Here is a 13,453-nt window from a genome sequence, read left to right on the forward strand (position 1 = left end):
ATGAGAGTTCCCCATGACTGAGCCACTGCGCATCGTCTTTGCCGGCACCCCGGAATTCGCCGCCGAACATCTCAAGGCGCTGCTCGACAGCCCTTACGAGATCGTCGCCGTCTACACCCAGCCGGACCGCCCGGCGGGTCGCGGGCAAAAGCTGATGCCCAGTCCGGTCAAGCAGTTGGCTCAGGAACACGACATCCCGGTGCTGCAACCACCCACCTTGCGCAATGAAGCGGCGCAGGCCGAACTGGCGGCGCTCAAGCCGGACTTGCTGGTGGTGGTGGCCTACGGCCTGATCCTGCCGCAAGCGGTGCTGGATATCCCGCGTCTGGGTTGCATCAACAGCCATGCCTCGTTGCTGCCACGCTGGCGTGGGGCTGCGCCTATCCAGCGGGCCGTCGAAGCTGGCGACAGCGAGAGCGGCGTGACCGTGATGCGCATGGAGCTGGGCCTCGACACCGGGCCGATGCTGCTCAAGGTCACTACGCCAATCAGCGACGACGACACCGGCGGCACCCTCCACGACCGCCTGGCGCAAATCGGCCCCGCGGCAGTCATCCAGGCCATCGCCGGTCTTGCGGCGGGAACGCTGGAAGGTGAAGTGCAGGATGACAACCTCGCCACCTACGCGCACAAATTGAACAAGGACGAAGCACGCATCGATTGGAACCGCCCGGCGGTTGAGCTGGAACGTCTGGTTCGCGCCTTCAACCCATGGCCGATCACCCACAGTATGCTGAACGGCGAAGCATTGAAGGTGCTGGCTGCCAGCCTCGCGCAAGGCAAAGGCGCGCCAGGAGAAATCCTCGGCGCCAGCAAGGATGGTCTGATCGTCGCTTGCGGTGAGCAGGCGCTGTGTCTGACACGTCTGCAATTACCCGGCGGCAAGGCGCTGAATTTCAGCGACCTGTTCAACAGCAGACGTGAGAAATTTGCCATCGGCACCGTGCTCGGCCAAACGGCGGAGGCTCAATGAATCCCCGTCTGGCTGCCGCCAAGGCTCTGGCTGCCGTCCTGAGCGGGAAAGCCTCGCTCAACAGTTCGCTGCCCACGCAACTGGACAAGGTCGAGGACCGTGACCGCGGTTTTACCCAGGACCTGGCGTTCGGAACCGCCCGCTGGCAGCCGCGCCTCTCGGCGCTGGCAGCCAAGTTGTTGCAGAAACCGTTCAAGGCTGCCGATGCCGATGTCGAGGCGTTGCTGCTGGTCGGTCTCTACCAACTGATCTACAGCCGCGTCCCAGCCCACGCGGCCATCGGCGAAACCGTCGGTTGTGCCGACAAACTGAAAAAACCCTGGGCCAAGGCGCTGCTCAATGCGGTGTTGCGCCGCGCCCAGCGTGAAAGCGAAGCGTTGCTGGCCGAGCTGGAACACGACCCGGTGGTGCGCACCGCCCACCCGCGCTGGCTGCAAAAGTCCCTGAAAGCGTTCTGGCCAGAGCAGTGGGAAGCCATTTGCGCGGCGAACAATGCGCACCCGCCGATGATCCTGCGGGTCAACCGCCGCCATCACAGCCGTGATGCCTACCTGGGCTTGCTCGCCGACGCCAGCATCGCCGCCACAGCCTGCGTCTACAGCCGCGACGGCATCATTCTCGAAGCGGCCACCGATGTGCGCAGCCTGCCGGGTTTCGCTGAAGGCTGGATCAGCGTGCAGGACGAAGCGGCGCAACTGGCCGCCGACCTGCTCGACCTCGCCCCCGGACAGCGGGTACTCGATGCCTGCTGCGCCCCGGGGGGCAAGACCTGCCACATCCTCGAAGCCGAACCGGCACTGGCTGGGGTGGTCGCGGTGGACCTTGAAGCCAAGCGTTTGGTGCGGGTGCGGGAAAACCTCGAACGCCTGCGTCTGAATGCCGAACTGATCGCCGCCGATGGCCGCGACACCGCCACTTGGTGGGATGGCAAACCCTTCCAGCGCATCCTCCTCGACGCTCCCTGCTCGGCGACTGGCGTGATCCGGCGGCACCCGGACATCAAGCTGACCCGCCAGCCGGAGGACATCATTGCCCTGGCACAGCTTCAAGGCGAATTGCTCGACGCCATGTGGAAGACACTCGAAGTCGGCGGCATCCTGCTGTACGCGACCTGCTCCACGCTGCCGACCGAGAACACCGAAGTGATCGAAGCCTTCCTCGCCCGCACGACGGGCGCCCGCGAGCTGGACCTTGCTACGGCAGCCGGCCTGAAGCAGCCTCATGGTCGCCAGTTGCTGGCCCAGGAAGGGGGTCACGACGGGTTCTACTACGCCAAGCTGATCAAGATCGCCGCCGCGCGCGGTTAACCGGTTTAAGGGAGTGACTGGATGAAAATCATCATCCTCGGCGCAGGGCAGGTGGGCGGTTCGCTGGCAGAACACCTGGCCAGTGAAGCCAACGACATCACCGTGGTCGACACCGACGGCGAACGCCTGCGCGACCTCGGCGACCGACTGGACATCCGCACCATCCAGGGCCGCGGCTCACTGCCGACGGTCCTGCGCCAGGCCGGTGCGGACGACGCCGACATGTTGGTGGCGGTCACCAACAGTGACGAGACCAACATGGTCGCCTGCCAGGTCGCCCACACCCTGTTCCACACCCCGACCAAAATCGCCCGTGTGCGCGAAGCGTCCTACCTGACGCGCCCCGAACTGTTCGATAACGAAGCCATTCCGGTGGACGTGCTGATCAGCCCGGAACAGGTCGTCACCAACTACATCAAGCGCCTGATCCAGTATCCGGGCGCATTGCAGGTGATCGACTTCGCGGAAGGCAAGGCGCAGCTGGTCGCGGTGAAGGCGTACTACGGTGGACCGCTGGTGGGCCAGCAACTGCGCCAGTTGCGCGAGCACATGCCGAACGTCGAAACCCGCGTCGCCGCCATTTTCCGTCGCGACCGACCGATTCTGCCGCAGGGCGACACGGTGATCGAAGCCGATGACGAGGTCTTTTTCATCGCCGCCAAGGGCAATATTCGCGCGGTCATGAGCGAAATGCGTCGTCTCGACGAGAGCTACAAACGCATCGTCATCGCCGGTGGCGGACAGATTGGCGAACGCTTGGCCGAAGCCATCGAGAGCCGCTATCAGGTGAAGATCATCGAGATGAGCCCAGGCCGCTGCCGCCATCTCTCCGACACCCTCGACAGCACCGTGGTGTTGCAGGGCAGTGCGTCGGACCGCGATTTGCTGCTGGAAGAGAACATCGCCGACGCCGACCTGTTCCTCGCCCTGACCAACGACGACGAAGCCAACATCATGTCCTCGCTGTTGGCCAAGCGGCTGGGTGCGAAGAAGGTGATGACCATCATCAACAACCCGGCCTACGTCGACCTGATCCAGGGTGGCGACATCGACATCGCCATCAGCCCTCAATTGGCAACCATCGGCACCTTGCTCGCCCACGTGCGGCGCGGCGATATCGTCAGCGTGCACTCATTGCGTCGTGGTGCGGCGGAGGCGATCGAGGCGATTGCCCATGGCGATTCCAAGTCGAGCAAGGTGATTGGCAAGGCCATCGAGAACATTGGCCTGCCACCGGGCACGACGATTGGCGCGATCATTCGTGATGAAGAAGTGATCATTGCCCACGACGATACGGTGATCGCCGCCGGGGACCATGTGATCCTCTTCCTTGTCGATAAAAAGCACATCCGCGATGTGGAGAAGCTGTTCCATGTGGGGTTGAGCTTCTTCTGATTCCAAGGTTTGTAAGAACAACACTGGCCTCCCTGTAGGAGCGAGCATGCTCGCGATGGAGTCAGGAGCGTCACTGGGTATCAGACAACCCGCGTCATCGTTGACGACCATCGCGAGCATGCTCGCTCCTACAGGTTATAAGGAAACTCAACATGATCGAATCGCTGGAAAAAATGCTCGCCAAGGGTGTGGATAACGCCCTGCTGCGCTTCGGCCTGGGCAAGGGTTATCTGGATCTCGGGGAGAACGCGAAGGCAGTCGAGCACTTCGCGCGCTGCGTGGAGCTGGACCCCAAGTACTCGGCGGCGTGGAAGCTGTTGGGCAAGGCCCGTCTGGGGCAAGAGGACTTTGCCGGCGCGCGTCAGGCCTGGGAACAAGGTCTGGAGGCCGCCCGCACCCATGGCGACAAGCAGGCAGAAAAGGAAATGACCGTGTTCCTGAAAAAGCTGGAACGTCAGGCGCGCTGATCAGAGGTAACGCAGGCCAATACCCTCGGCGTCCACTTGCACCACTTCCATCTTGACCCTCGGGGCGCCTGTGGGTAAATCCTGTACCTGCCCGTACACCACTGCCCCCTTGGACAAAGCGGCCAAGGCCGGATGCTTGACGTACACCCCCGTGGTGGAAAGGTTGCGCGTCTGGCCAAGGCATTCGCCGAAGCTCTCATGACTGATCTTGATGCGAAACGACTTGTGTTCGGACATCTATTGCGCCCTTTCCTCAACAGCTGTGGATAAATCCCTTCGCGGATTTATCCACAGATCATGCCAATAGGTTCAATACCAGCGCGCCTCTCCAGGCGGACGCTTCTTGAAACGCTTCATGCTCCACATGTACTGGCTTGGATACGCCCGCACGTAGCGTTCGACCACCTGGCTCATGGCCGCGCAGGAAGTTTCGGTATCGGTGCTGTACATGGCCTCGGGCGCGGCCTCCAGGATTACTTTGTAGCCTGAGCCGTCCGGCAGGCGCAGCGCATGCAGGAACACACCGACCGCCTTGCCGCCGGCCAGCATGTTCGGGACAAACTTGCTGGTCAGTGCCTGGGTCGCGAAGAACGGCACGAAGATCCCGGCGGATTCGGCCGGTTCCGGGTCGGCGGGAATGCCTACTGCACCACCTTTGCGCACTTCCTTGATGACACTGAGGATCCCTTCCTTGGTGGAAGCGGCGACCTTGTTGCCCAACTGCACCCGCTGTTTCTGCAGCAATTCATCCACCGCCTTCAACTTGGGCGGCCGATAGAAAATGATCGGCTTGCACTGGCTGCAATAGAAGTGGTTCAGCACTTCCCAGTTACCCAGGTGGCTGGTGATACCCACGACGCCCTTGCCGGAAGCGAGGGCGTCTTTCAGAACGTCGAGCCCTTCGACTTCGCGCACCAGGTCGATGGAACGCTGTGCCGGCCAGATCCACGCACAGGCGCTTTCGGTCAGGGACTTGCCGATGTCCTTCAGGCTCTGGCCGACCAGACGCTCGCGCTCGGCGGGGTCCATTTCGGGGAAGCACTTGGCCAGGTTGATCCGCACCACGTCACGGGAACGGTTCGGGGTTTTCCACATCACCCAGCCAATGGCTGAGCCCACGGCCTGTACGGCCCGCCACGGAAGCAGGGCAAACAGCCGCAGAGCGCCTACCAGCAAGGCGCCTTTAAACTTATCCACAGGTCACTCCTGATCTTGTGCGGTGCGCGAGGCGGTCATTCTAACCGCCGTTGGCCAAGGTCGCGTAGCGATCGCAATCGCGAGTGTGGTCCATGACCATTCCCGAGGCCTGCATCAAGGCATAACAGATGGTCGGGCCGACGAAGGTGAAGCCGGCTTTCTTCAGGCCTTTGCTCATCGCTTGAGCCTCGGGCGTGATCGCCGGTACTTCGCTGCGATCCTTGAAATGATTGATTTTGGGCACGTTGTCGACGAAGGACCAGAGAAACCCCACCGGGTCTTCCAGCGCCAGCCAGGCTTGGGCGTTGCGCCGGGCGGCGTTTAGCTTCAGGCGATTACGGATGATTCCGGGGTCGAGCATCAATTGCTCGATTTCGGCGTCGCTCATCTGCGCGACGCGCTGCACGTCGAAGCCGAACAGTACCTGTCGGTAATGCTCGCGTTTGCGCAACACGGTGATCCAGGACAGGCCAGCCTGGAACCCTTCGAGCAAAAGCAACTCGAACAAACCCTGCGCGTCCCGCAACGGCGTGCCCCACTCCTGATCGTGATAAGCCATGTACAGCGGATCTTCGGTACACCAAAAGCAGCGTGGCATAAGGCTCCAGGGGGCGTGCGCAGCCATGAATCGGGTATACTCCCGCTCTTTAAATCGCAGCCCAAGAAACAGGTGAATTTCGTGAGCCAGCCTACGCCAGCCGTGCGTACCTTCCAAGACTTGATCCTCGCCCTCCAGCAATACTGGGCCGAGCAAGGTTGCGTGGTACTTCAGCCCTACGATATGGAAGTAGGCGCCGGGACTTTCCACACCGCCACGTTTCTGCGTGCCATCGGCCCCGAAACCTGGAACGCCGCTTATGTGCAGCCCAGTCGTCGCCCGACTGACGGCCGCTACGGCGAAAACCCGAACCGCCTGCAGCACTACTATCAGTTCCAGGTGGTCCTGAAGCCCAATCCGGACAACTTCCAGGAACTGTACCTGGGCTCGCTCAAGCACGTCGGCCTGGACCCGTTGGTCCACGACATCCGCTTCGTCGAAGACAACTGGGAATCGCCGACCCTCGGTGCCTGGGGCCTGGGCTGGGAAGTCTGGCTCAACGGCATGGAAGTGACGCAGTTCACTTACTTCCAGCAAGCGGGCGGCATCGAGTGCTACCCAGTGACCGGCGAAATCACCTATGGTCTTGAGCGCCTGGCCATGTACCTGCAAGGCGTGGACTCGGTCTACGACCTGGTCTGGGCTGACGGTCCGTTCGGCAAGGTGACCTACGGCGATGTGTTCCATCAGAACGAAGTGGAACAGTCGACCTACAACTTCGAACACGCCAACGTCGACAAACTGTTCGAACTGTTCGATTTCTATGAAAGCGAAGCCAAGCGCCTGATCGAACTCGAAGTGCCGCTGCCGTTGCCAAGCTACGAAATGGTGCTGAAGGCTTCCCATACCTTCAACCTGCTGGATGCGCGCCGTGCAATCTCGGTGACCGCGCGTCAGCAATACATCCTGCGTGTACGCACCCTGGCGCGTTCCGTTGCACAAGCCTACCTGCTGGCCCGCGCCAAGCTGGGCTTCCCGATGGCAACCCCGGACCTGCGTGACGAAGTACTGGCCAAGCTGGAGGCTGCACAATGAGTGCTCAAGATTTCCTGGTAGAACTGGGCACCGAAGAACTGCCACCCAAAGCCCTTAATACCCTGGCCGATGCATTCCTGGCCGGAATCGACAAGGGCCTGCAAGCCGCCGGCCTGAACTATGAGACCAAAACCGTCTATGCGGCGCCGCGGCGCCTGGCGGTGCTGATCACCTCGCTGGCCACGCAGCAGCCCGATCGCAGCATCAACCTCGACGGTCCGCCACGCCAGGCGGCGTTCGATGCCGAGGGCAACCCGACCCAGGCCGCCCTCGGCTTTGCCAAGAAGTGCGGCGTCGAGCTGAGCGAAATCGACCAGAGCGGTCCGAAACTGCGCTACAGCCAGAGCATCGCCGGCAAGCCGACCGCCAGCCTGCTGCCGACCATCGTCGAAGACTCGCTGAACGACCTGCCGATCCCGAAGCGCATGCGCTGGGGCGCCCGCAAGGAAGAATTCGTTCGCCCAACCCAATGGCTGGTGATGTTGCTGGGCGACCAGGTCATCGACTGCACCATCCTCGCCCAGAAGGCCGGTCGCGAATCCCGTGGTCACCGCTTCCATCACCCGCAAAGCGTGCGCATCAGTTCGCCGTCCAGCTACCTGGCCGACCTGCGCGCCGCCTTTGTGCTGGCTGATGCCAACGAGCGTCGCGAGATCATCAGCAAGCGCACCGAAGAGCTGGCGACTCGCCAGGAAGGCACCGCGATCGTGCCCCCGGCGCTGCTCGACGAAGTGACCGCATTGGTCGAGTGGCCAGTGCCGCTGGTGTGCTCGTTCGAGGAACGTTTCCTCGACGTGCCGCAGGAAGCCCTCATCACCACCATGCAGGACAACCAGAAGTACTTCTGCCTGCTGGATGCCGACGGTAAGTTGCTGCCGCGTTTCATCACCGTGGCCAACATCGAAAGCAAGGACCCGCAGCAGATCATTGCCGGTAACGAGAAAGTGGTCCGCCCACGCCTGACCGACGCCGAGTTCTTCTTCAAGCAGGACAAGAAGCAGAAACTCGAGGTTTTCAACCAGCGTCTGCAGAACGTGGTGTTCCAGGAGAAACTCGGGAGCGTTTACGACAAGGCCGAGCGCGTTTCCAAACTCGCCGCCTACATTGCCGCGCGCATTGGTGGCAACGCCTCCTGGGCTGCGCGTGCGGGCCTGTTGTCCAAGTGCGACCTGGCGACCGAAATGGTCGGTGAGTTCCCCGAAATGCAGGGTGTTGCCGGCTACTACTACGCCGTCAACGATGGCGAGCCGCAAGAGGTCGCCCTGGCACTGAATGAGCAGTACATGCCGCGCGGTGCCGGCGCGGAGCTACCGAGCACCTTGACCGGTGCGGCCGTGGCCATCGCCGACAAATTGGACACCCTGGTGGGTATCTTCGGCATTGGCATGTTGCCAACCGGCAGCAAGGACCCGTACGCACTGCGCCGTGCCGCACTGGGCGTGTTGCGCATCCTGATCGAAAAACAACTGGACCTGGACCTGAACGACGCCGTGGCGTTCGCCGTGAATGCGTTCGGTGCCAAGGTCAAGGCGGCCGGCCTGAACGAGGCGGTGCTGGAGTTCATCTTCGACCGTCTGCGTGCACGTTACGAAGACGAAGGCGTCGACGTGGCCACCTACCTGTCGGTTCGCGCCCTGAAGCCGGGCTCGGCCCTTGACTTCGACCAGCGTGTGCAAGCAGTGCAGGCCTTCCGCAAATTGCCGGAAGCGGCAGCGTTGGCAGCCGTGAACAAGCGTGTGTCGAACCTGCTGAGCAAAGTGGAAGGCTCCGTGCCGACTGTGGTTGAGGCCAAGTATTTCGACAACGCCAACGAGTTCTCCCTGTACTCGGCGATCCAGCAAGCTGACCAGGCTGTGCAGCCAATGGCGGCGGCGCGTCAGTACAGCGAATCGCTGGCACGCCTCGCGGCGTTGCGCGAACCGGTGGATGCGTTCTTCGAAGCCGTGATGGTCAACGCCGATGACGCCAATGTGCGCGCCAACCGCTATGCGTTGCTGTCTCGCCTGCGTGGGCTGTTCCTCGGCGTTGCCGACATTTCGTTGCTGGGGTAAGCCTGTTTGAAACTGCTGATTCTCGATCGGGACGGGGTGATCAACTACGACTCCGACGCTTACATCAAATCGGTGGCGGAGTGGATACCACTCCCCGGTTCGATCGAAGCCATCGCGCAGTTGAGCAAGGCCGGCTGGACGGTAGCGGTTGCTACCAACCAGTCGGGCATCGCTCGCGGCTATTACGATCTCGCCACCCTGGATGCCATGCACGAGCGCTTGCGCACGCTGGTGGCGGAGCAGGGCGGTGAAGTCGGGCTGATTGTCTATTGCCCACATGGGCCGGACGAAGGCTGCGATTGCCGCAAGCCGAAACCGGGGATGTTGAAAACCATCGCCACACATTACGACGTGCCGCTGACGAATCTCTGGTTCGTCGGCGACAGTCTCGGTGACCTGGAAGCTGCCAAAGCCGTCGATTCTCAACCTGTTCTGGTGAAGACCGGGAAAGGCGAAAAAACGCTAGGCAAGACCCTGCCAGTGGGCACCCTGATTTTTGACGATCTTGCGGCGATTGCCGCAGAACTTATCCACAATTAGAGCGCTTTCGAATTCCTGACCAGGGATTGTTCGGGAGTGCGCTTTATATAGGCGGGCAAAGCCCGCACGGTAAACGTCACCATGTCGATACTGCAGGCCATCAGAACTTTCCTCTTTTACCTGCTGCTGGGCACCAGCTCCTTGCTCTGGTGCAGCCTGAGCTTTTTTATCGCGCCGTTTTTGCCATTCAAGGCGCGCTATCGTTTCATCAACGTCTACTGGTGCCGATGCGCCCTGTGGCTGAGCAAGGTGTTCCTGGGTATCAGCTATGAAGTGAAAGGCGCCGAGAACGTGCCCGACCAACCCTGCGTGATCCAATCGAACCACCAGAGCACCTGGGAAACGTTCTTCCTCTCGGCCTATTTCGAGCCGTTGAGCCAGGTGCTCAAGCGCTCCCTGCTGTATGTGCCGTTCTTCGGTTGGGCCATGGCCATGCTGCGACCGATCGCCATCGATCGCGACAACCCCAAGGCAGCACTCAAGCACGTGGCGAAGAAGGGCGACGAACTGTTGAAGGATGGTGTCTGGGTGTTGATATTCCCCGAGGGCACCCGGGTTCCCTACGGCAGCATCGGCAAGTTCTCCCGTGGCGGCACCGCACTGGCTGTCAATGCATCGCTCCCCGTGCTGCCAATTGCACACAACGCAGGCAAGTTCTGGCCAAAAACCGGTTGGGAGAAGAAGCAGGGCGTGATCACCGTGATCATCGGCGAGCCAATGTACGCCGAAGGCAGCGGGCCTCGCGCCATTGCCGACCTCAACGACCGGGTGCAGGCCTGGAACGAACAGATGCAGAGGGAAATGGGCTCGCTTCCGCCTACGGCGCATGCCCCGCAGGAAGGCAATCAACTGCCAGCGTGAAATCTGTGGATAACCTGTGTGCCGTTTTGCTGGCGCTTGTCGATATCACGCCATAATTAATTGATTTATATACATATTTCTTAAGCTCATAAAACTCGGAAAAATGTGCATAGGTTTCTTGGGGTGTTAAAAAACCGGCTTATGGAGCCGGTTTTTTTGTGCGCAGAAATCCGTATTTTTATGGGGGTGGAGTCAGCTCTGTAGATGACACCGCGCCCGCTGCTGCTCGCTCCCCTGCAACACCTGGGGTTTCTCACAACCCGCAGTGCTCAGGCTGCAACGCTCACGAAAGAAGCAGCCCGTCGGGAGCTGACGGTTGCCTGGCAGCTCGGTCGGTGCCGCGACCTGCTCCCCATGCATGGCAACCCCCAGTCGCGGCACGGCGTCGAGCAACAGGCGGGTGTAGGGGTGGCGCGGCTGATCGAGTACCTGAGCGGCGTTGCCCAGTTCGACGATTTGCCCCAGGTACATCACCGCCACTCGATCTGCCATATGACGAACCACGGACACGTTGTGAGAAATCAGGATATAGGTCAGGTTGCGCGCGCGTTGAAGCTCTGCGAGCAGGTTGAGGATCTGCGCCTGAACCGAGATGTCCAGCGCCGAGGTCGGCTCGTCGAGGACGATGATGTCCGGATCGGAGGACAGGGCACGAGCAATGGCGATCCTCTGACGCTGACCACCGGAAAACTGGTGGGGGAAGCGGTCCAGGTATTCCGGCCTGATGCCAACCTGGGCTGCGACCCTGGCAGCGACTTCGCGCATGTGAGCCTGATTGACCTTCCCCCGGGCATATAAGGGTTCGGTGATGATTCGCCAGATCGGCAGGCGCGGGTCCAGTGAAGACTGCGGGTCCTGGAACACAATCTGCACGTTGCTGCTTTCACTTGCGCCATGGCCTGCCCAGTTCAGATCGCCACTGCTGGGCGGTATCAAGCCCATTAAAAGCTGTGCCAGCGTGCTCTTGCCGCAGCCCGACTCACCAACGATGCCCAGGGTTTCGCCCGCGCGAACCTGAAGGTCAATGCCATTAAGGGCATGGGCATAACCGCGCGGCCGACCCAGCCAATCGTTGCTGACCGGGAACCGCACGCGTACATCATTGAGCTCAAGGATCGAAGGGACCATTTGGGTTGCACCCTCTTGAACGGCACTGTTCATGATGAAAGCTCCTGGACGGGCAACCAGCAAGCGCTCTTGCGGTCCTCGTTGATGGCAATCAGGGGCGGGCGTTTGGCACACGTGGACATGGCGTAGGCGCAACGCTCCTGAAACGTGCAGCCCTCAGGTAGCGACGCCAGGTTGGGCACTTGCCCGGGGATGGTCAGCAATGGCTGGCCGGGCTCGACCATTTCCGGAAGGCCACTGAGCAGCCCGCGGGTATAGGGATGTTGGGGCGAGTGCATGACATCGACCGTGCGCCCTTCCTCGACCACTGCGCCGGTGTACATCACGTACACCCGGTCACAGAACTGGGACACCAGCGCCATGTCGTGGGTGATCAGCAGAATCGCGGTGCCCCGTTGCCGGGCCTTTTCCCGCAGCAGCAATAACACCTGGCGTTGCACCGTCACATCCAGGGCGGTGGTCGGCTCGTCGGCGATCAACAGTTGCGGTTCACAGGAGAACGCCAGCGCGATCATCACCCGTTGGCGCATGCCGCCGGATAATTCGAAAGGGTAACTTTCCAGTACATGCTCTGGGCTGGCGATGTGCATGTCGCGCAACAGGGCAATCGCCTTGAGCCGGGCCTGGGCCGCGCTGATTTTCTGGTGATGCATGATCACATCGAGCATCTGACGACCGATGCGCCGGGTCGGGTTCAGGGCGGTCATTGGCTCCTGAAAGATCATCGCCGCATCACGTCCGCGAATCTTCAGCAGTTCCTTTTCAGGTGTCGCCAGCATGTCGCGGCCCAGCATGTTGAGGCTGCCTGCGGTAATGCGATAGCTGCGCTCAGGTAGAAGACGCATGCTGAGCATCGCCGTGACCGACTTGCCCGATCCGGACTCACCCACCACACCGACAATTTCGCCGGGATTGACGTGCAAACTCACGCCATTAAGCGCCTTCACATTGTTTTTGTAAGCCGGGAATTCCAGGCTCAGGTTATCGATGGCCAGCACAGGGCTTGAAGTGTTCATGGTCATTTCCCCTGTTGCCGTGGGTCGAGCAGATCGCGAACGCCATCGCCCAGCAGGTTGAAGCCGGTGGCGGTGATCAGGATCGCCAGGCCTGGAAACGTCGAGTACCACCAGTTATCCAGGATGTAGTTACGCCCGGTGGCGACCATTGCGCCCCACTCGGCGGTAGGTTGCTGCGCGCCAAGACCGATGAAACCCAGGGCAGACGCCATGAGGATCGCGCTGCCGATGTCCAGGCTGAGTTGCACCAGCAACGGCGGCATCGCGTTGCGCGCCACGTGCCAATGCACGACATGCCAGCGCCCGGCGCCAAAGGTGTGGGCGGCCTTGACGTAACCCATCTGCCGAATGCTCAGGGCTTGACCACGGGCCAGGCGTACGTAGGACGGGATCCGTACCAGGGTAATCGCCAGCATGGCGTTGAACAGACTCGCCCCCAGCGCAGCGGCCAATGCCATGATCAGCACCAGGGATGGCACCGAGAGCATGATGTCCATCAGACGCATGACGAGCGCGTCAAAACGCCCGCCGATCACCCCGGAAAAACAGCCGAGCAACCCGCCAATGATGCAGGAGGCAAAAGCCACGAACAGGCCAACGCCCACCGACTGCTGGCTGCCGAACAGCACCCGGCTGAACAGGTCGCGGCCCACTTCGTCGGTGCCGAACCAGTGCTCGGCAGATGGCGGCGCCAGGCGTTCGCCGAGGTTCAAGGTGTTCGGGTCATGACTGGCCAGCCATGGCGCAAAAATCATGCACAACAATACGATCGTGGTGATGAACAGCCCCGCCATGGTCAGCGGGCTGCGGCGGATCTGGTAGCCCAGGTAGGCGAGTTTTTCCGCCCAGCGCGCACGGGGCGCTGCCGTCAGATTTACGGACATT

Annotated in this window: 14 protein-coding genes; 8 read left to right on the forward strand and 6 right to left on the reverse strand. The window is 61.4% G+C overall.

Annotated features, from left to right (window positions below):
* Positions 1 to 13 precede the first annotated feature (13 nt).
* From fmt to AB4N64_RS24795, 4 genes are all read left to right on the forward strand, one after another.
* Positions 14 to 973: a methionyl-tRNA formyltransferase gene (gene fmt / locus AB4N64_RS24780; RefSeq protein WP_460119411.1), complete on the forward strand. Its 960-nt coding sequence runs from the start codon at positions 14 to 16 to the stop codon at positions 971 to 973.
* Positions 970 to 2,280: a 16S rRNA (cytosine(967)-C(5))-methyltransferase RsmB gene (gene rsmB, locus AB4N64_RS24785; RefSeq protein WP_460119412.1), complete on the forward strand. Its 1,311-nt coding sequence runs from the start codon at positions 970 to 972 to the stop codon at positions 2,278 to 2,280. Before fmt ends, rsmB begins: the two co-directional genes overlap by 4 nt.
* 21 nt (positions 2,281 to 2,301) lie before the next feature.
* Positions 2,302 to 3,675, forward strand: a complete 1,374-nt coding sequence (trkA, locus tag AB4N64_RS24790; RefSeq protein ID WP_460119414.1) for a Trk system potassium transporter TrkA — start codon at positions 2,302 to 2,304, stop codon at positions 3,673 to 3,675.
* Between the two features lie 152 nt (positions 3,676 to 3,827).
* A complete protein-coding gene (locus AB4N64_RS24795) occupies positions 3,828 to 4,142 on the forward strand; it encodes a tetratricopeptide repeat protein (RefSeq protein ID WP_460119416.1) in 315 nt (104 codons plus the stop codon).
* On the opposite strand, the gene AB4N64_RS24800 is transcribed toward AB4N64_RS24795, so the two are convergent.
* The 3 genes from AB4N64_RS24800 to AB4N64_RS24810 all read right to left on the reverse strand — a co-directional run bounded on the left by AB4N64_RS24800 (position 4,143) and on the right by AB4N64_RS24810 (position 5,937).
* The gene (locus AB4N64_RS24800; RefSeq protein ID WP_460119418.1) at positions 4,143 to 4,379 is read right to left on the reverse strand and encodes a PilZ domain-containing protein; all 237 of its coding nucleotides are present in this window, start codon (positions 4,377 to 4,379) and stop codon (positions 4,143 to 4,145) included.
* 72 nt (positions 4,380 to 4,451) lie between these two features.
* The gene (locus AB4N64_RS24805) at positions 4,452 to 5,339 is read right to left on the reverse strand and encodes a lysophospholipid acyltransferase (protein WP_460119419.1); all 888 of its coding nucleotides are present in this window, start codon (positions 5,337 to 5,339) and stop codon (positions 4,452 to 4,454) included.
* A gap of 40 nt (positions 5,340 to 5,379) precedes the next feature.
* A complete protein-coding gene (locus tag AB4N64_RS24810; RefSeq protein ID WP_460119421.1) occupies positions 5,380 to 5,937 on the reverse strand; it encodes a DNA-3-methyladenine glycosylase I in 558 nt (185 codons plus the stop codon).
* A gap of 81 nt (positions 5,938 to 6,018) precedes the next feature.
* Here AB4N64_RS24810 and glyQ point away from each other — a divergent pair, with 81 nt between their 5' ends.
* From glyQ to AB4N64_RS24830, 4 genes are all read left to right on the forward strand, one after another.
* A complete protein-coding gene (glyQ, locus tag AB4N64_RS24815) occupies positions 6,019 to 6,972 on the forward strand; it encodes a glycine--tRNA ligase subunit alpha (RefSeq protein ID WP_460119423.1) in 954 nt (317 codons plus the stop codon).
* Positions 6,969 to 9,023 (forward strand): glycine--tRNA ligase subunit beta, encoded by a 2,055-nt coding sequence (glyS, locus tag AB4N64_RS24820; RefSeq protein ID WP_460119425.1) that lies wholly within the window; start codon positions 6,969 to 6,971, stop codon positions 9,021 to 9,023. Before glyQ ends, glyS begins: the two co-directional genes overlap by 4 nt.
* A 6-nt stretch (positions 9,024 to 9,029) precedes the next feature.
* Entirely contained in the window at positions 9,030 to 9,563 is a 534-nt protein-coding gene (gmhB, locus tag AB4N64_RS24825; RefSeq protein ID WP_460119427.1) for a D-glycero-beta-D-manno-heptose 1,7-bisphosphate 7-phosphatase, read from the forward strand.
* A gap of 81 nt (positions 9,564 to 9,644) precedes the next feature.
* Positions 9,645 to 10,424 carry a lysophospholipid acyltransferase family protein gene (locus tag AB4N64_RS24830; protein ID WP_460119429.1) on the forward strand — a complete coding sequence of 260 codons (780 nt, stop codon included), beginning with the start codon at positions 9,645 to 9,647 and terminating at the stop codon, positions 10,422 to 10,424.
* 192 nt (positions 10,425 to 10,616) lie between these two features.
* On the opposite strand, the gene AB4N64_RS24835 is transcribed toward AB4N64_RS24830, so the two are convergent.
* From AB4N64_RS24835 to ddpC, 3 genes are read right to left on the reverse strand one after another with little or no spacing between them, the layout of a single operon-like run.
* Positions 10,617 to 11,585: an ABC transporter ATP-binding protein gene (locus AB4N64_RS24835; protein ID WP_460119431.1), complete on the reverse strand. Its 969-nt coding sequence runs from the start codon at positions 11,583 to 11,585 to the stop codon at positions 10,617 to 10,619.
* Positions 11,582 to 12,568, reverse strand: coding sequence for an ABC transporter ATP-binding protein (locus tag AB4N64_RS24840; RefSeq protein WP_460119433.1), 987 nt, complete (start codon positions 12,566 to 12,568; stop codon positions 11,582 to 11,584). The genes AB4N64_RS24835 and AB4N64_RS24840 overlap by 4 nt, the downstream gene beginning before the upstream one ends.
* A gap of 2 nt (positions 12,569 to 12,570) precedes the next feature.
* Positions 12,571 to 13,452: a D,D-dipeptide ABC transporter permease gene (gene ddpC / locus AB4N64_RS24845; protein WP_460119435.1), complete on the reverse strand. Its 882-nt coding sequence runs from the start codon at positions 13,450 to 13,452 to the stop codon at positions 12,571 to 12,573.
* Position 13,453: the final 1 nt, after the last annotated feature.

This window comes from Pseudomonas sp. S2_C03, from assembly GCF_054668405.1.